This window comes from Aeromonas sp. R7-2, from assembly GCF_040908105.1.
GTDB classification, from domain to species: domain Bacteria; phylum Pseudomonadota; class Gammaproteobacteria; order Enterobacterales; family Aeromonadaceae; genus Aeromonas; species Aeromonas caviae.
The window spans coordinates 366,752-389,380 of the sequence record NZ_JBFODC010000020.1; the positions used below are offsets into that span (position 1 = coordinate 366,752).

21 protein-coding genes, 3 pseudogenes and 1 riboswitch are annotated in these 22,629 nt (G+C 63.1%); of the genes and pseudogenes, 6 read left to right on the forward strand and 18 right to left on the reverse strand.

The features are described 5' to 3' along the window. Positions 1-10: 10 nt before the first annotated feature. Both AB5Y47_RS07020 and AB5Y47_RS07025 read right to left on the reverse strand, forming a co-directional pair. Complete coding sequence (locus AB5Y47_RS07020; RefSeq protein WP_039039301.1) at positions 11-1,705, reverse strand: NAD-dependent malic enzyme; 1,695 nt, start codon at positions 1,703-1,705, stop codon at positions 11-13. Between the two features lie 55 nt (positions 1,706-1,760). Further along, a complete protein-coding gene (locus tag AB5Y47_RS07025) occupies positions 1,761-2,618 on the reverse strand; it encodes an AraC family transcriptional regulator (RefSeq protein ID WP_041213342.1) in 858 nt (285 codons plus the stop codon). Between the two features lie 120 nt (positions 2,619-2,738). On the opposite strand from AB5Y47_RS07025, the gene AB5Y47_RS07030 reads away from it, so the two are divergent. Both AB5Y47_RS07030 and AB5Y47_RS07035 read left to right on the forward strand, forming a co-directional pair. Then, positions 2,739-4,118, forward strand: a complete 1,380-nt coding sequence (locus tag AB5Y47_RS07030; RefSeq protein ID WP_368220055.1) for an MATE family efflux transporter — start codon at positions 2,739-2,741, stop codon at positions 4,116-4,118. Between the two features lie 151 nt (positions 4,119-4,269). Then, positions 4,270-4,518, forward strand: a complete 249-nt coding sequence (locus tag AB5Y47_RS07035; protein WP_010673495.1) for a YciN family protein — start codon at positions 4,270-4,272, stop codon at positions 4,516-4,518. A 30-nt stretch (positions 4,519-4,548) separates the two neighbouring features. On the opposite strand, the gene AB5Y47_RS07040 is transcribed toward AB5Y47_RS07035, so the two are convergent. Further along, entirely contained in the window at positions 4,549-5,688 is a 1,140-nt protein-coding gene (locus AB5Y47_RS07040; RefSeq protein WP_010673494.1) for a diguanylate cyclase, read from the reverse strand. Positions 5,689-5,931: 243 nt separating this feature from the next. On the opposite strand from AB5Y47_RS07040, the gene AB5Y47_RS07045 reads away from it, so the two are divergent. Both AB5Y47_RS07045 and AB5Y47_RS07050 read left to right on the forward strand, forming a co-directional pair. Then, positions 5,932-7,329 carry a nucleobase:cation symporter-2 family protein gene (locus AB5Y47_RS07045; protein WP_368220056.1) on the forward strand — a complete coding sequence of 466 codons (1,398 nt, stop codon included), beginning with the start codon at positions 5,932-5,934 and terminating at the stop codon, positions 7,327-7,329. Positions 7,330-7,429: 100 nt separating this feature from the next. Further along, complete coding sequence (locus AB5Y47_RS07050) at positions 7,430-8,143, forward strand: protein ligase (protein ID WP_368220057.1); 714 nt, start codon at positions 7,430-7,432, stop codon at positions 8,141-8,143. A gap of 202 nt (positions 8,144-8,345) precedes the next feature. Here the strand turns inward: AB5Y47_RS07050 and AB5Y47_RS07055 are convergent, their stop codons facing one another. Beyond that, positions 8,346-9,722, reverse strand: a complete 1,377-nt coding sequence (locus AB5Y47_RS07055; RefSeq protein ID WP_368220058.1) for an alanine/glycine:cation symporter family protein — start codon at positions 9,720-9,722, stop codon at positions 8,346-8,348. Positions 9,723-9,829: 107 nt separating this feature from the next. Beyond that, a riboswitch (glycine riboswitch) is annotated at positions 9,830-9,940 on the reverse strand. Between the two features lie 506 nt (positions 9,941-10,446). Between AB5Y47_RS07055 and AB5Y47_RS07060 the strand changes: the two genes are divergently transcribed. Further along, the gene (locus AB5Y47_RS07060; RefSeq protein ID WP_010673490.1) at positions 10,447-11,595 is read left to right on the forward strand and encodes a type III PLP-dependent enzyme; all 1,149 of its coding nucleotides are present in this window, start codon (positions 10,447-10,449) and stop codon (positions 11,593-11,595) included. A gap of 65 nt (positions 11,596-11,660) precedes the next feature. Here AB5Y47_RS07060 and AB5Y47_RS07065 read toward each other — a convergent pair whose 3' ends face one another. The 3 genes from AB5Y47_RS07065 to yfcD all read right to left on the reverse strand — a co-directional run bounded on the left by AB5Y47_RS07065 (position 11,661) and on the right by yfcD (position 13,866). Further along, entirely contained in the window at positions 11,661-12,629 is a 969-nt protein-coding gene (locus tag AB5Y47_RS07065; protein WP_010673489.1) for a calcium/sodium antiporter, read from the reverse strand. A 124-nt stretch (positions 12,630-12,753) separates the two neighbouring features. After that, entirely contained in the window at positions 12,754-13,224 is a 471-nt protein-coding gene (locus tag AB5Y47_RS07070; RefSeq protein WP_041213349.1) for a peroxiredoxin, read from the reverse strand. Between the two features lie 111 nt (positions 13,225-13,335). Beyond that, positions 13,336-13,866 (reverse strand): NUDIX hydrolase YfcD, encoded by a 531-nt coding sequence (gene yfcD, locus AB5Y47_RS07075; protein ID WP_139737332.1) that lies wholly within the window; start codon positions 13,864-13,866, stop codon positions 13,336-13,338. 177 nt (positions 13,867-14,043) lie between these two features. On the opposite strand from yfcD, the gene AB5Y47_RS07080 reads away from it, so the two are divergent. Beyond that, complete coding sequence (locus AB5Y47_RS07080; RefSeq protein ID WP_010673486.1) at positions 14,044-14,259, forward strand: DUF1107 family protein; 216 nt, start codon at positions 14,044-14,046, stop codon at positions 14,257-14,259. Between the two features lie 95 nt (positions 14,260-14,354). Here AB5Y47_RS07080 and AB5Y47_RS07085 read toward each other — a convergent pair whose 3' ends face one another. The 11 genes and pseudogenes from AB5Y47_RS07085 to AB5Y47_RS07135 all read right to left on the reverse strand — a co-directional run. After that, the gene (locus AB5Y47_RS07085) at positions 14,355-15,098 is read right to left on the reverse strand and encodes an amino acid ABC transporter ATP-binding protein (protein WP_010673485.1); all 744 of its coding nucleotides are present in this window, start codon (positions 15,096-15,098) and stop codon (positions 14,355-14,357) included. A gap of 13 nt (positions 15,099-15,111) precedes the next feature. Beyond that, complete coding sequence (locus AB5Y47_RS07090) at positions 15,112-16,206, reverse strand: amino acid ABC transporter permease (protein ID WP_010673484.1); 1,095 nt, start codon at positions 16,204-16,206, stop codon at positions 15,112-15,114. Between the two features lie 9 nt (positions 16,207-16,215). Continuing rightward, positions 16,216-17,403, reverse strand: a complete 1,188-nt coding sequence (locus AB5Y47_RS07095) for an amino acid ABC transporter permease (protein WP_048208147.1) — start codon at positions 17,401-17,403, stop codon at positions 16,216-16,218. A gap of 62 nt (positions 17,404-17,465) precedes the next feature. After that, on the reverse strand, positions 17,466-18,485 hold the full coding sequence (locus AB5Y47_RS07100) for an amino acid ABC transporter substrate-binding protein (RefSeq protein WP_010673482.1): 1,020 nt from the start codon (positions 18,483-18,485) through the stop codon (positions 17,466-17,468). 460 nt (positions 18,486-18,945) lie between these two features. Next, positions 18,946-19,257 (reverse strand): DUF2845 domain-containing protein, encoded by a 312-nt coding sequence (locus AB5Y47_RS07105; protein WP_029313965.1) that lies wholly within the window; start codon positions 19,255-19,257, stop codon positions 18,946-18,948. After that, a complete protein-coding gene (locus AB5Y47_RS07110; protein ID WP_253585344.1) occupies positions 19,242-20,255 on the reverse strand; it encodes an ABC transporter permease in 1,014 nt (337 codons plus the stop codon). The genes AB5Y47_RS07105 and AB5Y47_RS07110 overlap by 16 nt, the downstream gene beginning before the upstream one ends. A gap of 79 nt (positions 20,256-20,334) precedes the next feature. Next, positions 20,335-21,216 (reverse strand): ABC transporter ATP-binding protein, encoded by an 882-nt coding sequence (locus AB5Y47_RS07115; protein ID WP_045523520.1) that lies wholly within the window; start codon positions 21,214-21,216, stop codon positions 20,335-20,337. Between the two features lie 137 nt (positions 21,217-21,353). Continuing rightward, entirely contained in the window at positions 21,354-21,965 is a 612-nt protein-coding gene (locus AB5Y47_RS07120) for an FKBP-type peptidyl-prolyl cis-trans isomerase (protein WP_368220059.1), read from the reverse strand. 191 nt (positions 21,966-22,156) lie between these two features. After that, positions 22,157-22,246 (reverse strand): annotated as a pseudogene (locus AB5Y47_RS07125) (copper homeostasis protein CutC); the annotation flags it as partial. Between the two features lie 38 nt (positions 22,247-22,284). Next, positions 22,285-22,371 (reverse strand): annotated as a pseudogene (locus AB5Y47_RS07130) (copper homeostasis protein CutC); the annotation flags it as partial. Positions 22,372-22,412: 41 nt separating this feature from the next. Then, positions 22,413-22,629, reverse strand: a pseudogene (locus AB5Y47_RS07135) (hypothetical protein); the annotation flags it as partial.

Genomic DNA, 22,629 nt, shown 5'->3' on the forward strand with positions numbered 1-22,629 from the left:
CCCCTTGGGATCAGAAGGAAGTACGACGATAGCGGCGGTACTCGGGGCGCCAGAAGTTCGCCTCGATGGCCTGATCGATCACATCATCGGGGGTCTGCACCGCCTTGCCCTGCAACATGGCGGTCTTGGCCACCATCTTGGCGATGTAGCGGGAGACCTGATGGATGTCCGCCAGATCCGGCAGCAAGGAGCCCTCTTCCCCCTTCACCAGGGGTGAACAATCCGCCAGGGCGCGGCTGGCCGACATCAGCATGGCATCGGTCACCCGGTTGGCACCGGAGGCGATCACCCCAAGGCCGATCCCCGGGAAGATGAAGGAGTTGTTGCACTGGGCGATGACGTAGCGCTTGCCCTTGTACTCCACCGGTGCGAACGGGCTGCCGGTGGCGACCAGCACCTGGCCGTCGGTCCAGCGAATGAGATCCGCCGGGGTGGCTTCCACCCGGGAAGTGGGGTTGGAGAGCGGGAAGATGATGGGACGGGCACAGTGCTTGTGCATGGTCTTGACCACCTCTTCGGTGAAGAGGCCGGGCTGGCCGGAGACCCCGATCAGGATGTCCGGGCGACCGTGTTCCATCACCTCCAGCAGGGAGATGTTGTCCCCCACCGGCCACTCCTTGATCCGCTCGACCGGCTGGGAGAGCTTGCGCTGGAAGTCGAGCTGGTTGGGGATCTTGTCTGTGATGAGACCGAATCGGTCCACCATGAAGACCCGGCCCCGCGCCTCGGCGTCGGTCAGCCCTTCGGCCTTCATCTGCGCCACGATCTGCTCGGCGATGCCGCACCCGGCACTGCCCGCCCCGAGGAAGGCGACCCGCTTCTCGGAGAGCTTGGCACCGGAGGCCTTGCAGGCGGCGATGAGGCTGCCCAGGGTCACCGCGGCGGTCCCCTGAATGTCATCGTTGAAGCAGCACAGCTCATCCTTGTAGCGGTTGAGCAGTGGGGTGGCATTGCCCTGGGCGAAATCCTCGAACTGCAGCAGGATGTCCGGCCAGCGGCGCTTGACCGCCTGGATGAAGGCATCGACGAACTCGTCGTACTCTTCGCCGGAGATGCGCGGATGGCGCCACCCCATGTAGAAGGGGTCGTTCAGCAGCTGCTGGTTGTTGGTGCCCACGTCCAGCACCACCGGCAGGCAGTAGGCCGGGGAGATGCCGCCACAGGCGGTGTAGAGGGAGAGCTTGCCGATGGGAATGCCCATGCCGCCGATGCCCTGATCCCCGAGGCCCAGGATACGTTCGCCGTCGGTGACCACGATCACCTTGACGTTCTGCTTGGTGGCGTTTTGCAGCATGTCATCGATCCTGTCTTTGTCCGGATAGGAGATGAAGAGGCCGCGGGCACGACGATAGATGTTGGAGAACTCCTCGCACGCCTTGCCGACCGTCGGGGTGTAGATGACCGGCAGCATTTCGGTGAGGTGGTTGTTCAGCAGGCGGTAGAAGAGCGTTTCGTTGGTATCCTGGATGTTGCGCAAATAGATGTGCTTGTCCATGTCGTTGCCAAACGCCATGAACTGGCGATAGGCACGCTCTGCCTGCTCTTCGATGGTTTCGATGTTCTGGGGCAGCAGGCCTTCCAGGTTGAAGCTACTGCGTTCTTCGCTGGTGAAGGCGCTGCCCTTGTTGAGCAACGGCGTCTCCAGCAGGGCTGGACCTGCGTAGGGAATGTAGAGGGGACGTTTCTGATTATTATCTTCAAACATGGATCGGTACCTTGACTGTGTGGCCCGTCGATCCTATGGGCTTGAGCCAACAATTTCAAAGGGTTTGCACCTCCCTTGCGAAAGGTTTGCGACCCAGTCGACGAAAGGCCCCCGGAGTCTGACCCGTCAGACGCCGAAAACGGTTGGCAAAGTTGGCGCCGTCGCTGTATCCGACCCGGGCCGCCAGCTCGGCCAGCGGCCAGTTGGTGTAGAGCAGCAACTGGCGCGCCTTGTTCATGCGAAGTCCGGTGAGCCAGGCCATGGGGCCCATGCCGAACACCTGCTGGCAGAGCCGGTGCAGATGGGGCACCGAGCAGGCCATCTGGTCGGCCAGCAGGGCCACGCTCCAGGGCTCGTCCAGACGTGCCTCCACCCGCCGAAACAGCGCCTGTAGCCGCAACTCCGGCGTGCCGCGCACCTCCCCCTGCAGGGTCCGCTCCAAGAGCGCCAGCAGCAGGCTCAGCAGCTGGGGCTGGAGCGGCGAACGTATTCCCTCCCCCTGCATCAGGCTGAGCAGGTGGTAGAGCTGCTCCCCCTCCTCCCCCTGCCAGATGCGATGGCCAAGCCGGTGCAGATGCTGCCAGCGCGGCACGTCGTCCAGCAGGATCCAGCTGGTATGCCAGGCTTCCCCCACCAGCCTGAGGCCCCCCGGCACGGCGGCCGGGAGAAAGACCAGGGCTCCCGCCGGGATGGGCTGCTCCCCGCCATCGGTGAGCAGGGCGCCCCCCTCGTCATGGCTCACCATCAGGATATGAAACTCCGGTCGGTTGCGGCGGATAAGGTAGTGCTCCCGTATCGTCGAGAGGCCGGTCAGGAAGACGCCTGCCTCCCCAAGCAGGGGCAGCCCTTCGCGTCCCAGCATCCGCTCTTCGCAGGCCGGGGCGATTTCCAGACACTCGCTGATAAATGGCATAGCACCTCAACAGGATAGTTTTGCACAAGAAAGCCGAGAGAGGCTCACAGTGAAGCCTCCCGATATCACCCCTATCATACCCACGACAAACCCTGATTTTTACCAACCCGGTTAACATAAATGAATTATTGGCAAGCGATTTTAAAACAAACCACCGATCGCGAGTTCATGACGCGACTGTGGCGACTGGCCCTGCCGGTTTCGCTGCAATCCATGATGTTCTCCCTGCTCGGCCTCATCGACATCATGATGGTGAGCCAGCTCGGCACCACGGCTGTGGCGGCGGTCGGCTTGGGCAACCGGGTCTTCTTCTTCAATCTGCTGGTGATAGCGGGGCTCTCGGGCGGGGTCTCGGTGTTGGCGGCACAATATTTCGGCCGTGGCGAGATGGCCGGGGTGCGCCGCTCCCTGGCCCTGGCCCTGGTGGGCGCCCTGGCGGTGAGCCTGCCCTTTGCCCTCGTCTATGTGCTCTCACCGGGCAGCGTGCTCGGGTTTGCCAGCCAGGAGCCCGCGCTGCGCGAGCTGGCCGACGAGTTCCTGATGATCACCGGCGCCACCATCCTCTGCACCGCCGTGGTGGTGCCCCTGGAGTCGGCCCTGCGCTCGGTGGGCAATGCCGCGGCGCCGACCCGCATCGGCATCATCGCCATCATCGCCAACGTCATCCTCAACTATGCCCTCATCTTCGGCCATTTCGGCGCCGAGGCCATGGGAGTAGCCGGTTCCGCCTGGGGCACCACCCTTTCGCGCCTGCTACAGACCGCGCTGCTGCTTGCCTATGTGTGGCGTACCGAGCCCCGTCTCATCCCGCGCAAGCAAGACTGGCTCGCCGCCTTCAGGCGCAAGGAGGTGGTGCGCTTCACCCTGATCGCCCTGCCGCTGTTGTTGCACGACGGGCTCTGGGCCTTCGGCATGCTGCTCTACGGCTTCCTCTACGCGCACCTCGGCACCGACGCCCTGGCCATCATGACCACCCTCGGCACGCTGGAGAGCATCCTCATCTCCCTCTTCTTCGGGCTGGCGGTGGCCTGCTCCACCCTGCTCGGTCACCGGCTCGGGGCAGAGGAGTATGACGAGGCCTGGCAGCACTCCCAGCTCTTCCTGCTGCTGGCCCCCGTCGGCGCCCTGCTGGTGGGGACCGCCGTCTGGCTGATGCAGGGCAGCCTGCTGCAATGGGTCGGCAACCTGCCGGGCGAGCTGATGACTGAGGCCGGCCAGGTGCTCGCCATCATGTGTCTGGGCATGCTGCTCAAGGTGTTCAACATGGTGGGGATCGTCGGGGTACTGCGCTCGGGGGGGGACGTCAACTACAGCATCTTCATCGACATCGTCGGCATGTGGTGCATCGGCCTGCCGCTGGCCTGGGTGGCGGTCAGCCTGCTGGGCTGGCCCCTCTCCTGGGTGGTGGCGGTGGTCCTGCTGGAGGAGCTCTCCAAGGTGCTGCTGGTGCAGCGCCGCATTCGCCAGCGGCGCTGGCTGCGCAATCTGGTGCTGGGATAAGGGAAGAGCGCAAAGCGGGAAAATGCGGGGTCATATCAATGACAGAAAATCCCGCTTTGCAGTATGCTGGCCCCCTCTTCAATCAGAGGCGGGGTGCGCCGGCCATGCCGACCCTTGTGCCCCTGCCCAGTAGTCGTTTAAGGAGACGAGCATGCAACCACAAAAAGAGCGGATCACCGAGACTGCCCTGCTGGAGATGGCCAACAAGATCATTCGTGAACACGAGGACTTCATCCACGGCATGCGCGCCGACTCGGTGGAGCAGAAGGGGGACATTCTGGTGTTCAAGGGGGAGTTCTTCCTGGCTGAAGACGGCACCCCGACCGGCAAGACCATGGCGGTGTTCAACATGTTCAAGCTGCTGGCCCAGCAGCTCTCCGGCAAATACACCCTGGCCTGACGCCAGCCCCGTCATCACCGGATGCCGCCCTCAGGCGGCATCCGTTTTTGTGCGCCCTGCATCGCCAGCGGGTTTGCCGGCCTCGGCCACCACGCAGTTGCGACCCGCCATCTTGGCCATGTAGAGGCACTCGTCCGCCCGGTTGAGCAGATCCTCCACCCCCTCGCCACGCTGGGCCAGGGTCAGACCGATGCTCACCGTCACCTCCAGCAGCTCGTCGGAGGTGGGGCTCTTCACCAACCTCGCCTCCACCGCGACCCGCAGCCGCTCCGCCACCCGCTTGGCTTGTGCCAGATCCGTGCAACCGGGCAACAGGATGGCAAACTCCTCCCCGCCGTAACGCCCGAGCACCATGCCGGGCTCCAGCTGCTCCGACAGGGTGGCCGCCACCTCCTTGAGCACCGCATCCCCCGCCAGATGGCCGAAGGTGTCGTTGATGCGCTTGAAGCGGTCCAGATCCAGCAGCAGCACCGCGAAGGGAGCCTGTTTGCGGATCATGGCGGCCCTCGCCTTCTCGAGCTGCTTCATCAGCAGGCGGCGGTTCATCATGCCGGTCAGCTCGTCCGTGGTGGATTCCCGATAGAGTTGCAGCAGCATGTTGAGCTGGCCGCACTGCACCCAGGCGCTGGCGATGGCAAAGAGCCCCAGCAGCCAGACCTGGTTGAGGGTCTGCACGCTCCAAAGAGGCTGGCCCACCAGCAACCAGTTGCCCGCCAGCATGGTGGCCAGAATGCCCCCCGCCAGTTGCAGGCTGAGGGAGAGGGGAATGGGGAAGATGGCGAACAGGCTGATGAGCAGATAGGGGAAGGCCATGTAGCCCGCCTGCATCTCCTGATCCGCGCCGAAGCTGTGCAGGCAGATGAGGGAGAAGAGCATCATCACCGCCATCAGGTAGCCCAGCGCCAGCTTCATGCGCTCGCGCTTGAAGTGGATGAGATAGGAGAGGGGGATGAGGGGCGAGAGGGCCAGCAGGCAGAAAATCCTGACCTGGAACAGCGCCTCGAACTGGATGGCTGGCAGGGTCAGCCAGTCCACCAGGGCCCAGCTCGGGAGCCCCGCCATCAGCAGACAGGTGAGCAGCCGCAGCCGCACCGTCATGAAGCCCATCCGGGTCAGGGTAAAATCTTCGGAGTGGGCGCGGGCACTCCAGAACTCCGACAGCTTCAGCATCCAGAGTCTCCATCTTCGAACCGAGGGCTCATTCTACACCGTCCCCATCCTGATGCATCAGCCTCCCTCCCCTTTGTGAGGGATCGGTCTCACACAAACCGGCGGATCTTAATCGCCACAGGAAAACGTTTCAACCCATCGAGAAATAAACGAGTTTGCGCTCAATTAGCGCTGGAAAGCGCGATACCAATCACTAAAATAGCGCCCAATTTTCTCCCCTCCCCCCACACATTCGAGGTATTTATGGAACAGGCTGCCGCCCCAAGCGCCATCCGAGAGTCCCATCCCCCCAGGCGAGCCCACAGCGAACTGGTCTACGGCATCGAGGATGTCCCCCCCCTGCCCCAGACCCTGTTCGCCGCCCTGCAGCATATGCTCGCCATGTTTGTCGCCATCATCACCCCGCCCCTCATCATCGCCAACGCCCTCGGCCTCCCTGCCGACGACACCCGCTACATCGTCTCCATGTCCCTGGTCATGTCCGGCATCGCCTCCTTCATCCAGACCCGCCGTTTCGGCCCCCTCGGTTCCGGCCTGCTCTCGGTACAGGGCACCAGCTTCAACTTCCTCGGTCCCATCATCGCCTCCGGCCTCGCCCTCAAGCAGGCGGCCATGCCCACCGACGATCTGCTGGGCACCCTGTTCGGCACCATGCTGGCAGCGGCCCTCACCATCGTCGTCATGAGCCGCTTCCTTCACCTGGTCAAACGGATCATCACCCCGCTGGTGACCGGCATCGTGGTATTGCTCATCGGCCTGACCCTCATCAAGGTAGGGCTCATCAGCATGGGGGGCGGCTATGGCGCCCTGGCGGACGGCAGCTTCGCCAGCCACACCAACCTCTTTCTCTCCCTGCTGGTGCTCGGCCTCATCGTGCTGATGCAGCGCAGTCGCAACCCCTGGTTGCGCCTCTCCGCCATCATGATCGCCATGCTGGCGGGCTATGCGGTGGCGCTGCTGCTGGGCAAGGTGGCAGTCCCCACCTTCGACGGCCCGCTGCTGATGGTGCCTGTTCCGCTCCACTACGGGCTCGGCTTTGACTGGCAGCTGTTCGTGCCGCTCGCCATCATCTTCGTGGTGACGGCGCTCGAGGCCATCGGCGACATGACCGCCACTTCCGACATCTCCGGCGAGCCGCTGGAAGGGCCGGTCTACATGGCGCGGATCAAGGGGGGCGTGCTGGCCGATGGCGCCAACTCCATGCTGGCGGCGGTCTTCTCCACCTTCCCCATGTCCACCTTCGCCCAGAACAACGGCGTCATCCAGCTGACCGGGGTGGCCAGCCGCCACGTCGGCCTCTTCATCGCCGCCATGCTGGCCCTGCTCGGCCTGTTCCCGGCGGTGGCGAGCCTGGTGCAACAAATACCTGAACCCGTGCTCGGCGGCGCCACCATCGTCATGTTCGGCACCATCGCCGCCGCCGGGGTGCGCATCATCTCCCGGGAGGAGCTGGACCGCCGCGCCCTGATGATCCTGGCGGTGTCGCTCGCCATGGGTCTCGGAGTGGCCCAGGTGCCCGAGGTGCTGCAACACCTGCCGGAGCTGGCCAGGAGCGTGCTCTCCTACGGCGTCGCCACCGGCGGCCTCACCGCCATCCTGCTCAATCTGCTGCTGCCCAGGCGCGCCGCCGCACAGGCCTGACACTCCGCCATCCTTGCACCAAAGCCCCGCCATGCGGGGCTTTACCTTGTTTGCCCCCGCGCGTACTGTGCTTGGCAGCCTCTGCCAAAGGATGCCTCTCATGCCTTATACCCTGCTGCCCCCGCCGCCCGCCCACCAGACACCCGACCAGATCCTGGCCGAGGAGCAGCGCTGGCTGCGGGAGTGCGCCGGTGACGGCGAGCCCAGGGCCCTCCTCTGGCAGGGCCCCCAATGCCTCATCGTCACCCGCAAGGATACCCGTTTGCCCCGCTACCAGGCCGCCTGCGAGCAGCTGGCCGCCGAGGACTGGCCGGTGTTCGTGCGCGACAGCGGCGGCACCGCCGTGCCCCACGGCGCCGGCATCCTCAACCTCTCCCTCATGCTGCCCCGCACCACCACGGATCTGGCCCACTACTACCGGCTGCTGGGGGCGCCCCTGCTCGCCCTGCTGGAGGAACACGGTCTTGCGGGCAGCTACGACTTCGTGCCCGGCTCGTTTTGCGACGGCCAGTACAACCTGGTGATCGGAGGGCGCAAGGTGACCGGCACAGCCCAGCGCTGGCTGGCGCCGGGCCGGGATCACGACGGCGCAGTGCTGGCCCAGGCCATGCTGCTGGTGGCGGGGGATGTGGACGAGGGCACCCGGATGGCGAGCCGCTTCTACGAACTGGCCGGGGGCGAGCTGCTCTTTGCTCCGGACACCTCCACCACCCTGGCCCACGCCATTGGCTGGCAGGGGGATGAGGCGGCCCTGGTGAGCCGGGTGAGCAGGGCGCTGGCGCAGCGGCTCACCGGAGATATTCCCTCCCCCTGACCCTCTTTGGGTGACAAGCGCCGCCATTCATTGCGTAAAATGCAAAAAAGCCACGATGAGCGTCGTGGCTTTTGCGTATTTCGCACAGATATTGTCAGAGGAGCCGGGATCAAGCCCCGGGTTTTGCCATCCCAGCCCGGATCCCGGTTGACGCCATGGACGGGGGGCCCGGTGACAGGGCTCCCCGCAGGCCCGCCTCTCATCAGGCCGTCTGCGGCTCGGGCTCGGACTCCGTATCCCGGTCCCGGCTGAAGTAGGCGCGGGTCTCGGCAATCACCACGTGGCGCAGGCCGATGAGACCGATGAGGTTGGGCACCGCCATCAGGCCGTTGACGATGTCGGCCAAGAGCCAGATCAGGTCCAGATGGAGGAAGGCACCGCTCGCCACCAGCACCAGATAGATGAGGCGGTAGGGTTGGATCGCCTTCACCCCGAACAGGTACTCGGTGCAGCGCTCGCCGTAGTAGTTCCAGCCAAGGATGGTGGTAAAGGCGAAGAACAGGAGGCCGATGCTCACCAGATACTGGCCCACATGGGCATCCAGCCCCTGGGCAAAGGCCAGACTGGTCATGGCCGCACCGCTTGCATCGCCGCTCCACACCCCGGTCACCACCAGCGTCAGGCCGGTCATGGTGCAGATGATGAGGGTGTCGATGAAGGTACCGGTCATGGAGACCAGCCCCTGCTCCACGCAGGAATCGGTCTTGGCCGCCGCCGCCGCGATGGGGGCCGAACCCAGGCCCGACTCGTTGGAGAAGACCCCGCGCGCCACCCCGGACTGGATCGCCAGCATAATGCCGGCGCCGACGAAACCGCCGGTGGCCGCATGGCCGGTGAAGGCGCTCCCGATCACCAGCATGACCGCATCGGGCAGGGCGCCTGCATTGTTCACCAGCACCCCGGCACAGGCGACGATGTAGAAGATGGCCATGAAGGGCACCACCTTGCTCGACACACTGGAGATGGACTGGATACCCCCCAGGGTCACCAGCGCCACGATCAGGGTCAGCACCACGGCGGTCACTTCACGGGGTACCGAGAAGGAGAGGCTCATGGCATCACTGATGGCGTTGACCTGGGGGAAGGTACCGATGCCGAAGAAGGCGACGCCGATGCCGAACAGGGCAAACAGCTTGGCGAGCGGCCTGGAGCCGAGCCCCTTCTCCAGATAGTACATGGGGCCACCTGCCATCTGGCCGTTGGCGTCCTGCTGGCGATATTTCACCGCCAGCAGGCACTCGGCGTACTTGGTGGCCATGCCGAACAGGGCGGCCATCCACATCCAGAACAGGGCGCCCGGGCCGCCGAGCTTGATGGCGGTGGCGACCCCGACGATGTTGCCGGTGCCGATGGTGGCGGAGAGGGCGGTGCACAGGGCACCAAAGCTGGAGACATCCCCTTGCTTGCCCTGCCCCTGATCGCGGCCAAAGACCAGCTTGAGGGCCAGCGGCAAACGCACGATCTGAAGCAGACCCAATCGCCAGGTGAGATAGATACCGGTCCCGACCAGCAGGATCAGCAGGGGGGGACCCCAGATAAAGCTATCGATGGCGGCGAGCGCCGATTGAATTGATGACATGCATCCTCCTTAAAAAACAACGATTAAGGAGGAGAAGGATGATCTTCCCATAGGTGTCGCGATCGGCCAGAGGCGATCGGATGCGGGCCAAGCCCAGGTACAACCATCCCATCCCCTCTGTCCTTTTGCCTGAGAGTTTCCGGCGCCAGATTGCGATGCAATCACGGTACCTTGCTCCTTCGGCGCCCGATTCAACGGGTCTCTCCAGAGTATCGTCCAGTAGCAGTCCACACCGGTTGCCCGGTACCTGAAAGATTCACTTCTTCGGTGGATGGTTGCCCATCGCTCTCCTGCTACCTTCATCCGAACTAGTTTGGATCAGGAAGCGGGCATGGTAATCCAAAAAATGTGAGCTGTCTCGCACTCCCTGGCCCCGGCGCCCCCTTTTTACCTGGCCTCAACCCCCAGGCCTGATGTTATTAGTTCGTTAACTATCAACAGCTTATCAAGCTCCCTTCGGAGGTGCTCCCCATCACGGCCCTGATCGCTCCCCGTATCAAGAGCCTGTTTCGTCTCGACCAGAAAAACTTGCCGACATATCCAATCAAAATGCTTGCACACAAACTCAATAAGCCGATAATCCCGCGCATAACTAAGCACTTTGCAAGGGAGTTATGCAATGTGCCTGGTGGGTCCCTCCGGACCGCTCGCCTGAGCCGGCCGTCGCCGGTTCAATCGCATATGGCTTGGGCATATCACGCCCCCTAAGGACTATCAAAAGAGAATGAACGAGACCCTGGTCGCACAAGATTACCGTCAGTTGGTTGAACAATTCGGCTCCCCCCTGCTGCTGCTCGACAAGGCAGCCGTCCGCAAACAGTATCGGGCCCTGGCGGCCGCCCTGCCCGATGTGCGCTTGCATTATGCACTCAAGCCCCTGCCCCACGAGGCGGTGGTCTCTGTCTTGAAGGAAGAGGGGGCCTGTTTCGATCTGGCCACCAATGGCGAAGTGGATCTGGTGCGCAGCCAAGGGGTTCGCCCGGGACGCTGCATCCATACCCATCCCATCAAGCGTGACAGCGACATCCGTTATGCCCTGGAATTCGGCTGCACCGTGTTTGTCTATGACAACCCGCTGGAGCTGGAAAAGTTCCTGCCCTACAAGGATGAAGTGAAACTGCTGCTGCGGGTCAGCTTCCCCAACCCCGAGACCAAGGTCGATCTTTCCAAGAAGTTCGGCTGCACCCCGGAGCAGGCATTGCCGTTGCTGCAACTGGCCCAGGCCAAGGGGATCAAGGTGATGGGGCTGTCGTTCCACGTCGGCTCCCAGGTGCCCCACGCCCGTCGCCACGTGCAGGCCATCGACGCCTGCCGCGAGATCATGGAGCAGGCCTGGGAGCTAGGGCTCAAGCCCTGGGTGCTGGATATCGGCGGCGGCTTCCCGGTGGACTATGACGGCGGCGAGTTCGACATCGACGGTTTCTGCGCCCCGATCCGCGAGGCCCTGGCCAAGCTGCCCGCCACGGTGCAGAAGATTGCCGAGCCGGGCCGCTTCATCAGCGCGCCGGCCATGACCTCGGTCTCCAGCGTGATGGGCAAGGCCCACCGCGGCGACAAGATCTGGTACTACCTGGATGACGGTCTCTACGGCAGCTACAACGGCCAGCTCTACGACCACGTCACCTACCCGGTGAGCACGCCCTATGCCCACGGCGAACTGCACAATGCGGTGCTCTCCGGCCCCACCTGCGACAGCGTGGACGTCATCCGCGACAGCATCATGCTGCCGGATCTCGAGATCGGCGAGCTGGTGGTGGGTCGGGTGATGGGGGCCTACACCTGGGCCTCCGCGTCCACCTTCAACTTCTTCCCCAAGGCGAGCATCCTGATCCTGGACAGCGCCCAGAAGCAGAAGCTGGTTGCCGTGGCCTGAGACCAGGCCCCGCGCACAAAAAAGAGGGGACGCCGCGGCGTCCCCTCTTTCATTTCATCACCATACTAGATGAACTGGCTCGTCAGCAGCCAGCCGGTGTAGGCGACGAAGCAGGCGAGCAGCACGCCCCCCTCCAGCCGGTTGATGCGCCCCTGCCCCTTGCGGCCCAGACACATCACCAGCAGCAACAGGGTCAGCCCCATCATGATGCTCCAGTCGCGGGAAAGCACTTCGGGCGCCACCTCGAGCGGGTGGATGCCAGCGGCGATGCCCACCACGGCCAGGGTGTTGAACAGGTTGGAACCCAGCACGTTGCCAAGGGCCAGATCGTGCTCGTTCTTGCGGATGGCGATGAGGGACGATGCCAGCTCCGGCAGGGAGGTCCCCACCGCGACTATGGTCAGGCCAATCACCAGATCGCTGATGCCAAAGCCCTGGGCGATGGTCACCGCCCCCCACACCAGCAGACGGGAAGCCCCGATCAGCAGCACCAGGCCGACGATGAGCCAGAGGATGGCGCTCTTGAGAGACATACCCTCGGAGACGATGTCCTCCTCGGTATCCGTATCCAGCGCATCCCCCTTGCCGTTCATGCCGGCCCAGATGGACCAGCCCATCAGCACTGCGAACACGGCCCCCAGAATGGCGGCATCCATCCGGCCCAGATTGCCATCGATGAGCAGGGCGCCGGAGAGCAGGGTGATGCCGAGCAGGATGGGGATCTCCTTGCGCACCACCTGGGAGGCGACGGCGATCGGGCTGATCAGGGCGGTCAGACCCAGGATCAGGGCAATATTGGTGATGTTGGAGCCATAGGCATTGCCGAGCGCGAGCCCGGGATTGCCCTGGGAAGCCGCCAGAGCGGAGACCACCATCTCGGGGGCCGAGGTACCAAAACCGATGATCACCATGCCGATCAGCAGCGGCGGCATACCGGCGTAACGGGCGGTGGCGGCGGCGCCGTCCACGAACTTGTCGGCACTCCAGACCAGCAACGCCAGTCCGGCAATCAGGGCAACAAAAGCCAGGGTCATATTGTTCTATCTCATCCACGGCAAACACGAGAGCCAGGCAAGTTGCCTGGCTCCATCCAAACGCGGCCTCAGTGTAACGGGGCCGCTTGCTATTTCAAGGTGTAATCAAACGCCGATTAATCTTTCACAGCGCCGCCAGCAGGCTCTGGGCATCCGACACCTCGAACTTGCCCGGCGCCTCCACGAAGAGCCGCTCCACCACACCATCGTTGGCGATGAGGGCAAAACGCTGGGCCCGCACGCCGCCGAAGGCCCCGGTCTCCTTGGCAAGACCCAGTGCTCGGGTCCAGCTGCCGTCGCCGTCCGCCAGCATGGTGATGTCAGCGGCGTTCTGTGCCTCCTGCCACGCCTTCATCACGAAGGCGTCGTTGACCGACAGACAGCACAGTTCCACCCCCTTGGCCCTGAACTGATCGGCCAGCACCACGTAGCCCGGCAGGTGGGCGTTGGAGCAGGTGGGGGTGAAGGCGCCGGGCACCGCAAAGAGCACCACCCGCTTGTCGGCAAACAGGGCCCGGGTATCCTTCACCTGCTTGCCCTCGGCGGTGATAAAGGTAAATTCCCCTGCGGGCAGGGATTGACCGACCGTGATCATGATGACGCATCCTTCTGTGGTTCAAAGAGGCCCAGTCTACCCCATTCCACCAGAAGGCGAAGGGGTCCATCGAGCAGCAACAAAGCGATCGGGGGCGAACGCCTGTCGCCCCTATTTCTGGCCTGATGGCAGGCACCTTGCCTGCCAGGTGGCGATGGCGAGCAGGGAGTCGGGCGTGAACTCGTCCGCCCGATCGGCTATCTCGCCCAGGCTCATCCAGTGCACCTCGCTCACCTCTTCGGCCTGCAGTTGCAGCGGCCCCTGATAGTGACAGCTGAACAGGCCGCCCCAGACCCGGTAGCGGCTGCCGCTCGCCTCCCCTTCGGCATAGAAGGTGCCGTAATCCTGCAGGGGCACGTCGCGGATCCCCAGCTCCTCGGCCAGCTCACGCCGTGCGGAAAGGGCCATGGCCTCCCCCGTGGTCACCACGCCACCGGCGCAGGCATCCAGCATGCCGGGGCAAAAATCCTTGCTCGGGGTGCGCCGCTGCACCAGGATGCGCTCAGCCTCATCCAGCACCAGGATGTAGCTGGCACGATGGCGCAGGTTTTCCTGACGCACCCTGGCGCGCTCGGCCACCCCGATCACCCTGTCCTGCTCGTCTACTATGTCCACCCACTCCACGTGCGGCACCTTTGTCATGTCTGCAATGGCCGCAGTATATCGGGCCCCGGACCCGGACTCTCACTACTTTTTCAACGCCGGGGCTGCACGCCAGTCGATCACAAGACAGATTCATACAAATCTTTATTAAGTGTCACATCAGTGTCACGGTCCGTCGGCATAGTGTGCCCTGTCCAAACAACAGGGTCTCTTGCCATGAAGGTGTTCAAGCAGTGGTCTCCCCGTCGAATTGCTCGCTATATCAAGAGCTTCCATCATGGAAGTTTCATGGTTGAAGCACTGGGGCGGTTTGAGTTTCAAGGGGGGATCATCGATGTGAAGCCGTTGAGCTGTCATCAGGCGCTGAGCCTGGCCCGGCAGATCAACCTGGCCGTGCGCGATCTGCGCACCACCACCCTGTTGCCGGGCTGACATACTCCTTTCTGTCTGTCGTCGACTTCCATGTACACATTTGCCCGCCGCTCATTCGAGCGTGCGGGCTGTTTTTCTGAAGGTTGTGCCCTGCCTCAGTGCTGCAGGATCTGGGAGAGGAAGAGCTTGGTCCGATCGGACTGGGGGTTGTCAAAAAACTGATCCGGCACGTTCTCTTCGATGATTTGCCCCCGGTCCATGAAGATCACCCTGTCCGCCACCTGCTTGGCAAACCCCATCTCGTGGGTGACGCAGAGCATGGTCATCCCCTCGTGGGCCAGCTCCACCATCACATCCAGCACTTCCCGCACCATCTCGGGATCCAGCGCAGACGTCGGCTCGTCAAACAGCATCACCTGGGGATTCATGCACAGACTGCGGGCGATGGCGACCCGCTGCTGCTGGCCACCGGAGAGCTGCCCCGGGTACTTGAGCGCCTGTTCGGGGATCCGCACCCGGCGCAGGAAGTTCATGGCGATCTCCTCGGCCTCCTTGCGCGGCAACTGCTTGACCCAGATGGGCGCCAGGCAACAGTTCTCCAGCACGGTCAGATGGGGGAAGAGGTTGAAGTGCTGGAACACCATGCCCACCTCCCGGCGCACCGTCTCGATGTTCTTGAGATCCGAGGTCAGGGCCGTGCCCTTGACCAGGATGTCTCCGCTCTGGTGCTCTTCCAGCCGGTTGATGCAGCGGATCATGGTGGACTTGCCCGACCCCGATGGTCCACAGATGACGATCTTCTCCCCTCTGCCCACCTGCAGGTTGATGTTGCGCAGCACGTGAAACTCACCGTACCACTTGTTGACCTCTTTCAGTTCGACAACTGCGTCCGTTTTCATATCAGAACGACTCCTAATGCTTGTGGCCCGTGTTGAGTTTGCGCTCCAGATAGATGGAGTAGCGGGACATGCCAAAACAGAACATCCAGAAGATCATGGCGATAAAGACATAAGCTTCGGTGGAATACCCCAGCCAGGCCGGATCCGCCAGGGCCACCTTGGAGATGGCCAGCAGATCGAACAGCCCGATGATCAGCACCAGGCTGGTGTCCTTGAACAGGGAAATAAAGGTGTTCACCAGGGAAGGAATGGTGATCTTGAGGGCCTGGGGCATGATGATGAGGCCCATCACCTTCCAGTAGGAGAGCCCGAGGGCATCCCCCGCCTCATATTGCCCCTTGGGGATCGCCTGCAGCCCCCCTCTCACCACCTCGGCCACATAGGCCGCCTGGAACAGGATGATGCCGATGAGCGCCCGCAGCAGCTTGTCGAGCTCCACCTCGGTACTCATGAACAGTGGCAGCATGACGGACGCCATGAAGAGCACAGTAATGAGCGGCACCGCCCGCCAGAACTCGATGTAGACGGTACAGAGGCTGGAGATGACCGGCATGTGGGAGCGACGCCCCAGTGCCAGCAGGATGCCGAACGGCAGTGCTACCACTATGCCCACCACCGCCAGCACCAGGGTGAGCATCAGCCCGCCCCAGCGGTTCGTTTCCACCACCTCCAGCCCCGCTCCCCCATGGATGAGGAAGAAGGCGATGACAGGGAACACCAGCAGAGTGAAGAGCGCCAGCCACCCCTTGCGCGGGGTCTTTGGCCAGATGAGCAAGGCCAGCAGCGCCGCCAGACCGGCGAAGGTCAGGTTGATGCGCCAGTACTGATCAGCCGGGTAGAAGCCATAGAGATACTGCCCCAGCCGGCTCTCGATGAAGATCCAGCAGGCACCGCCCTGGACGCAGGCCTCGCGACTGCTCCCCTGCCAGGTGGCCGAGAACAGCGCCCAGTCCAGTGCAGACCAGATGAGTGGCAGCAACAGATAGGCCAGCACCAGGGTCAGCAGGCCGTTCCACCAGTTGGGGAAAAGGTTCTGCCTGATCCAGGCGAGCGGCCCCCGACGGTGGTTGGGAGGCGGCAGCGCCTCCTGCAATTCATTCACGAACATGACAGCTCCCTAGCGCTCAACCAGCGTCATTCTGCGGTTGTAGATGTTCATCAGCACCGAGGTGGTGATACTGATGACGAGATAGACCCCCATGGTCATGGCGATGACCTCGATGGCCTGCCCTGTCTGGTTGAGAGTCGTCCCCATGAACACCGAGACCAGATCCGGATAGCCGATGGCGGTCGCCAGGGAGGAGTTCTTGGTGAGGTTCAGATACTGGCTGGTCAAGGGAGGAATGATGACCCGCATGGCCTGGGGAATGATCACCAGCCGCAGCGTCTTGGTGGGCGAGAGCCCGAGGGCGGAAGCCGCCTCCGTCTGACCCTTGCTGATGGCCAGGATGCCGGATCGCACTATCTCGGCGATGAAGGCCGCCGTATAGATGGTGAGCGCCAGCAAGAGGGCCGCGAGCTCCGGCAGCACCGTCAGCCCGCCCCGGAAGTTGAACCCTTGCAGCGCAGGCACGCTCCAGCTAAGCGGGCTGCCCGCCAGCAGGAAGGTGATCCCCGGGAGCAGCATGACCAGGGCGGCCACACAGCGCCAGAACGGGAAGATCCTGCCGGTCAGGGCCTGACGGCGGCGAGCCCAGCGGCCCAGCCCCCAGCTCAGCAGCACCGCGAGCACCAGTGCCCAGAGCACGTAGCCGAATCCCTCTTCGAACAGGGGCTTGGGCAGATAGAAGCCCCGCACGTTGAGGAAGGCGAGCCCGCCAATATCCACGCTCTGACGCGGGGAAGGCAGGGTACGCAGCACCGAGAAATACCAGAAGAAGATCTGCAGCAGCAGCGGGATGTTGCGAAACGTCTCTATGTAGACGGCCGCTATCTTGGCCACCAGCCAGTTGCGCGACAGGCGCGCGACCCCGAGTGCGAACCCGAGCAGGGTGGCAAACAGGATGCCGAGCACGGAGACCAGCAGGGTGTTGAGCAGACCCACCACGAAGGTGCGACCGAAGGTATAGGTCTCGTCGTAGGGGATGAGGCTCTGCAAGATGCCGAAACCGGCCGTGTTGCCCAGAAAATCAAAGCCTGTGGTGATGCCACGGGTGGCCAGATTGGTCAGGGCATTGTTGACGATGTAGAACAGAAACCCGATAACCGCCGCGATGGCCAGGCACTGGAAGAGCAGCGCCCGCACCTTGGCGTCATACCACCAGCGGCCCTGTTCTTTCCTATGGTTTGATGCGTGTAACGCCATGAGGATGACTCCGACAAAGCCAGGGAAAACATGGGGGGCCAGGCCCCCCGGTGACTGTCGACTCAGCGGATGGGTGGCGCGTACATCAGACCGCCCTTGTTCCAGAGGGCATTGATGCCGCGATCAATCTTGAGGGGGGAGCCGGCACCGACGTTGCGATCGAAGGATTCACCGTAGTTGCCGACCTGTTTGACGATGTTGTAGGCCCATTTGTCATCCAGCCCCAGCACAGTCCCTTTGGGCTCTTCCAGCCCCAGCAGGCGACGGATGTCAGGATTGGTGGACTTGAGCATCTCGTCCACGTTGGCAGAGGTGACCCCGGCCTCCTCGGCATTGAGCATGGCGTTGAGGCTCCAGCGCACCACCTTGAACCACTGATCGTCACCCTGACGCACGGCTGGGCCCAGCGGCTCCTTGGAGATGACCTCCGGCAGCACCACGGCCTCCTCTGGCTTGGTGAGCTTGATCTTGAGGGCATAGAGCTGGGACTGATCCGAAGTCAGCACGTCACAGCGGCCGGCTTCGAAGCCCTTGACGGTCTGATCCGAGGTATCGAACACCACTGGGGTGTACTTCATGCCGCCATTGGCGCGGAAATAGTCAGCCAGGTTGAGCTCGGTGGTGGTACCGGACTGGATACAGACGGCGGCACCGTCAAGCTCCTTGGCGCTCTTGACCCCGAGGGACTGCTTGACCAGGAACCCCTGCCCGTCGTAGTAGTTCACCCCGGCGAACGTGAGGCCCAGCGACCCATCCCGGGTCAGGGTCCAGGTGGTATTGCGCGAGAGCAGATCCACTTCCCCGGACTGCAGGGCGGTAAAGCGCTCCTTGGCGGTGAGGGAGACATACTTGACCTTGCTGGCGTCCCCCAGTACCGCGGCGGCCACGGCGCGGCACACGTCCACGTCGAGCCCGGTCCAGGTTCCCTTGGCATCCGGGTTGGAGAACCCGGGCAGGCCGTCACCGACCCCGCACTGCACGAATCCCTTCTTCTTGACGGCATCCAGCGTACCGTCCGCCCACGCATTGGCTGCCATCAGCGACAGCGCCATCACCATACCTGCCTTGTGTATCTGCTTCATGTCACTCTTCCCTGTGGTTTGATTCGAACAGGCATCAAAATCTAGCGAGATGCCATCGTTTCCCTGCTTTTTGGCAGCTTATCCAGCCGCAGAAAAACCTGTCAATCGGTGCAATCCGGCCCAACCATGGTGCAACAGAACAAAATATCTAAACGGGGGAATATGCACTCTCAGAATCAAAAGTAGACCCTTATTTGCCAAATAGCCTGCTGCTTAAAACCCTTCATGGCATGAGGATTATTTTTCGAAAATAAATCGGCTGCACCGCATTGGGGCAGCCATTTCTGCTGACAACTGACTCATCAGATTCGGTTTTATGCCAAAAGCACCAGAGTGAGGCAGCATGACCCCATATGGAAAAATGGCGATAACAGGCAGGGAAAAGAAACAGAAAAAGAGGTAAAAGGCGGGGAAATGGCGACCTCATCTCCCGCAGGCTGGGCTTCAGAAAACCAGGAGGTCATCCTCCCCGTGGACCATCCGCAATGTCGGTGATGACGCCGTTTTCGACGGTGACAAACTGCATGAATTCCCGCTTGCCGAAGTTGTAGGTCCAGCGTTCGGCATACTTGACCGTCACTCTCGCCCCGAAGCCGTTCTCCTCGAAGCGGGTGAGATCTTCCTTGAGCATCGGCTGGCCGCAGCGAACCAGCAGCTCTGCCGTGGTGTCTCCCTCGGTCAGCAAGGCGTTCTTGCAACGCAGGGTACCTGCCTGCACAGGCAAGGCGGCCACCAGCAACAACCACAGAACAGGTTTCATTTTGCACTCCATTTGAACAGCATAGTTCCCAGCGAGATGCACACCAGGGCGAACACCATGACCTGACCCAGAGGGCCTGCCACCTCCTGCCATCCCGCCCCTTCCAGCATCACGGCGCGGGCTGCTTCGATGATCTGGCTGAGGGGCAGCCTGGCCGCAAGCTGCTGCAGCCAGGCGGGGGCGCCTTCCAGCGAGAACCAGACACCGGATAAAAACATCATGGGCAAGCTGATGAGATTGAGCAAACCGCTCGCCAGCTCCTCGTTCTGCAGGCGAGCGGCGATGAGCAGGCCAAGGGAGGCCATGGCCGTTCCTCCCGCCAGAGCGATCACCAGCAGCAGCCACCCCGACCCGATGAGGGGCACATCCAGCAGCCAGTAGGCCGCGCAGAAGACCAGCAGGCTCACCACCAGGGTGATCAGCACCCGTGACAGCAACTGGGCGAAGAGAAACTCCAGCGCGCCGAGCGGCGTGGCTCGCAGCCGTTTCAGCACCCCGTTCTTGCGATAACGCACGATGACAAACCCGACCCCGAACAGGCCGGAGAACATCAGGTTCATGCCGATCACCCCGGGCAGCAGCCAGTCGCCGTAGCGGATGGCGCGCCCGCTCAGGGACTCTCTTTGCAAGGGCTCCTGCACCGCCTGGCGCAGCAGATACTCGGCCATGGCCCCCTGAGGGGCGTCCGGGTTTATCCAGTAACGCCCCCCGGCGGGTGAGAGCAGCAGGTCCAGCTGATGGTGACGGACCTTGAGCTGGCCTCTCGACGCCTCGTCATAGGGGATGATCTTGAGCAGCGGCACGGCGCGCAGCGGGGCATAGGTTGCGGGCAGTTCCCCCACCACCCCGATCTGCACCAGCGGTTTGGGCGGGCCGGAGAAGATGAGGGAGAAGCCGATGACCAGCAGGAGCGGGAAAAGCAGGTTCCACACCAGGGCCGCGCGATCGCGTACGAACTCGAGGGTGCGGGCATAGAAGAGCGCCCCGATGCGCTTGAGGGATCCCTTCATCGTCCACTCCCGGGATTACATGTCGGCAAGGCGTACCACAGCACGGGGGCCACGGTCAGACAGAACTCGGTCATCCCTCTCATGCGCCGCTCCGCAGGCTGTGGCCGGTCAGGTTCAGGAAGAGATCTTCCAGATTGGGGGAGCGCACCTGCATGCCGGTGAGCGGCACACCAAGATCCAGCAAGGCTGGCAGCAGGGTCGCCACGTCGGGGCAACAGAGCTCCACCTGATCGCCTACCGGACGCAGGGGATAGCCGAGCCCAGCCAGGGCCGGGTGCCCCCCAAGGCGCACCAGCACGCCGTCGAAGTGTTGCGCCAGCAAGGCCGCCGGCGTATCCAGACTGAGCAGGTGGCCGTGATCGACGATGGCAATCAAATCGCACAGTTGCTGCGCTTCGTCCATGTAGTGGGTGGTGAGCACCACCGTCTTGCCCTGGGCCTTGATCGCCTCTATTCGCTGCCAGAAGTGGTGGCGCGCCTGGGGATCCAGTCCTGTGGTGGGCTCATCCAGAAACAGCAGTTCGGGATCCCCGAGCAGGGCCAGGGCCAGCAGCAGGCGCTGACGCTGGCCCCCCGAGAGCTTGCGACTGTCCCTGTCGATGAACTCGCCCAAGGCGCACAGATCGATGAGCAGCTCCCGTGGCAAGGGATTGGGGTAGAGGCTGGCGAACAGACGCAGGGTATCGCGCACCGTCAGGAAATCCTGCAGCGCCGTGTGCTGGAACTGGATGCCGATGCGGGAGCGATAATCCGGGCCGCGCGGGGCGCCGTGAAACAGGATCCGGCCGCTGTCCGGAGTGAGGATCCCCTCCAGCAGCTCTATGGTCGTGGTCTTGCCCGCCCCGTTCGGGCCGAGCAGGCCGAAACAGCTGCCGGCGGGAATGGCAAAGCTGAGCCCGTCCACCGCCTTGACGCCGGGGAAGTGCTTGACGAGATCGACGACCTCGATGATGGCTGCCATGGCGTGTCTCCCTCACATGGCCGGAATGGACGACGCTCTGACTATATCCAAATCCCCGCCGAAGGCACATGGCCCGTTTGGGCGGTCCAAAAACAAACGGCGACCTCAGGGTCGCCGTTTGCATCACGCCAGCCGGATCACAGGATGTCCAGCAGCTCCACTTCGAATACCAGAGCGGAGTACGGCGGGATGGAGCCGGCGCCACGGGCACCGTAGGCCAGAGCCTGCGGAATGTAGAGCTTCCACTTGGAGCCAACCGGCATCATCTGCAGCGCTTCCACCCAACCGGCGATCACGCCGGTCACCGGGAACTCGGCCGGTTGGCCGCGCGCAACGGAGCTGTCGAACACGCCACCGTGGGTGAAGGTACCGTGGTAGTGCACGCGCACGGACTGACCGGCAACCGGCACGGCGCCATTGCCTTCGACCATGACTTCATATTGCAGACCGGAGTCGGTGGTCTTCACTTCGGCGCGCTTGGCGTTGTCGGCCAGGAAGGCTTCGCCTTCGGCGGCTGCGGCCTTGGCGGCAGCTTCCTGCTCTTCCTGCATGCGGGCGGTGATGACCTGGAAGGCATCGTTGATATCGTCACGGCTGACCGCGAACTCCAGGCCGTTCAGGGCATCTGCCAGACCTTGTTGCAGGGCCGGGATATCCAGACCGGCGAAGGCTTGCTGAGCCAGTTGGTCGCCCATGTTGCGGCCGATGCCGTAGCTGGCCTTCTGTTCGATAGAGTCGTATTGGGACATTGAGAGGTTGCTCCGGGTCCTGATGGTAAAAGAGACGGGATGATAACAGACTTTTTTGCACCGTGCTGCCAAGACGCCCCTCAATTGCCCGCCGGTGGGAGACGCCTCACATCGGCCCCCTCATCCCCACCCCTTCTCCCGCAAGGGGAGAAGGGAGCAAAACAGAGCACCATGCAGCCGCACGGCCCGCATCAGGCCCTGTCCAGCAGAGCCCGCACCGCTGCAACTTTGGCGCCGTCGGTGATATTGACCCGGCCGTCGTCAGAGGTGCCCATGTTGACGTCACAGAGAGAGGCACCATGGCGCCGCCCGGCCTGTATCAGGCCTTGTCCAGCAGTGCCCTCACCGCTGCGACCTTGGCGCCGTCGGTGATGTTGACCCGGCCATCGTCCGAGGTGCCCATGTTGTCGTCACAGAGAGAGGCACCATGGCGCCGCACGGCCTGTATCAGGCCCTGTCCAGCAACGCCCGCACCGCTGCGACCTTGGCGCCGTCGGTGATGTTGACCCGGCCGTCGTCAGAGGTGCCCATGTTGATGTCACAGAGAGAGGCACCATGGCGCCGCACGGCCTGTATCAGGCCCTGTCCAGCAGAGCCCGCACCGCCGCGACCTTGGCGCCGTCGGTGATGTTGACCCGGCCGTCGTCCGAGGTGCCCATGTTGA

What these genes read in the sequence shown, in the direction of transcription:
- AB5Y47_RS07120 (WP_368220059.1), bottom strand. Translation starts at nt 21,965, where the DNA reads ATGTCCCAATACGACTCTATCGAACAGAAGGCCAGCTACGGCATCGGC.
- AB5Y47_RS07045 (WP_368220056.1), top strand. Translation starts at nt 5,932, where the DNA reads ATGGAACAGGCTGCCGCCCCAAGCGCCATCCGAGAGTCCCATCCCCCC.
- AB5Y47_RS07095 (WP_048208147.1), bottom strand. Translation starts at nt 17,403, where the DNA reads ATGGCGTTACACGCATCAAACCATAGGAAAGAACAGGGCCGCTGGTGG.
- AB5Y47_RS07070 (WP_041213349.1), bottom strand. Translation starts at nt 13,224, where the DNA reads ATGATCACGGTCGGTCAATCCCTGCCCGCAGGGGAATTTACCTTTATC.
- AB5Y47_RS07040 (WP_010673494.1), bottom strand. Translation starts at nt 5,688, where the DNA reads ATGCTGAAGCTGTCGGAGTTCTGGAGTGCCCGCGCCCACTCCGAAGAT.
- AB5Y47_RS07035 (WP_010673495.1), top strand. Translation starts at nt 4,270, where the DNA reads ATGCAACCACAAAAAGAGCGGATCACCGAGACTGCCCTGCTGGAGATG.
- AB5Y47_RS07090 (WP_010673484.1), bottom strand. Translation starts at nt 16,206, where the DNA reads ATGTTCGTGAATGAATTGCAGGAGGCGCTGCCGCCTCCCAACCACCGT.
- AB5Y47_RS07110 (WP_253585344.1), bottom strand. Translation starts at nt 20,255, where the DNA reads ATGAAGGGATCCCTCAAGCGCATCGGGGCGCTCTTCTATGCCCGCACC.
- yfcD (WP_139737332.1), bottom strand. Translation starts at nt 13,866, where the DNA reads ATGACAAAGGTGCCGCACGTGGAGTGGGTGGACATAGTAGACGAGCAG.
- AB5Y47_RS07030 (WP_368220055.1), top strand. Translation starts at nt 2,739, where the DNA reads ATGAATTATTGGCAAGCGATTTTAAAACAAACCACCGATCGCGAGTTC.
- AB5Y47_RS07085 (WP_010673485.1), bottom strand. Translation starts at nt 15,098, where the DNA reads ATGAAAACGGACGCAGTTGTCGAACTGAAAGAGGTCAACAAGTGGTAC.
- AB5Y47_RS07105 (WP_029313965.1), bottom strand. Translation starts at nt 19,257, where the DNA reads ATGGAGTGCAAAATGAAACCTGTTCTGTGGTTGTTGCTGGTGGCCGCC.
- AB5Y47_RS07100 (WP_010673482.1), bottom strand. Translation starts at nt 18,485, where the DNA reads ATGAAGCAGATACACAAGGCAGGTATGGTGATGGCGCTGTCGCTGATG.
- AB5Y47_RS07050 (WP_368220057.1), top strand. Translation starts at nt 7,430, where the DNA reads ATGCCTTATACCCTGCTGCCCCCGCCGCCCGCCCACCAGACACCCGAC.
- AB5Y47_RS07025 (WP_041213342.1), bottom strand. Translation starts at nt 2,618, where the DNA reads ATGCCATTTATCAGCGAGTGTCTGGAAATCGCCCCGGCCTGCGAAGAG.
- AB5Y47_RS07080 (WP_010673486.1), top strand. Translation starts at nt 14,044, where the DNA reads ATGAAGGTGTTCAAGCAGTGGTCTCCCCGTCGAATTGCTCGCTATATC.
- AB5Y47_RS07115 (WP_045523520.1), bottom strand. Translation starts at nt 21,216, where the DNA reads ATGGCAGCCATCATCGAGGTCGTCGATCTCGTCAAGCACTTCCCCGGC.
- AB5Y47_RS07055 (WP_368220058.1), bottom strand. Translation starts at nt 9,722, where the DNA reads ATGTCATCAATTCAATCGGCGCTCGCCGCCATCGATAGCTTTATCTGG.
- AB5Y47_RS07020 (WP_039039301.1), bottom strand. Translation starts at nt 1,705, where the DNA reads ATGTTTGAAGATAATAATCAGAAACGTCCCCTCTACATTCCCTACGCA.
- AB5Y47_RS07060 (WP_010673490.1), top strand. Translation starts at nt 10,447, where the DNA reads ATGAACGAGACCCTGGTCGCACAAGATTACCGTCAGTTGGTTGAACAA.
- AB5Y47_RS07065 (WP_010673489.1), bottom strand. Translation starts at nt 12,629, where the DNA reads ATGACCCTGGCTTTTGTTGCCCTGATTGCCGGACTGGCGTTGCTGGTC.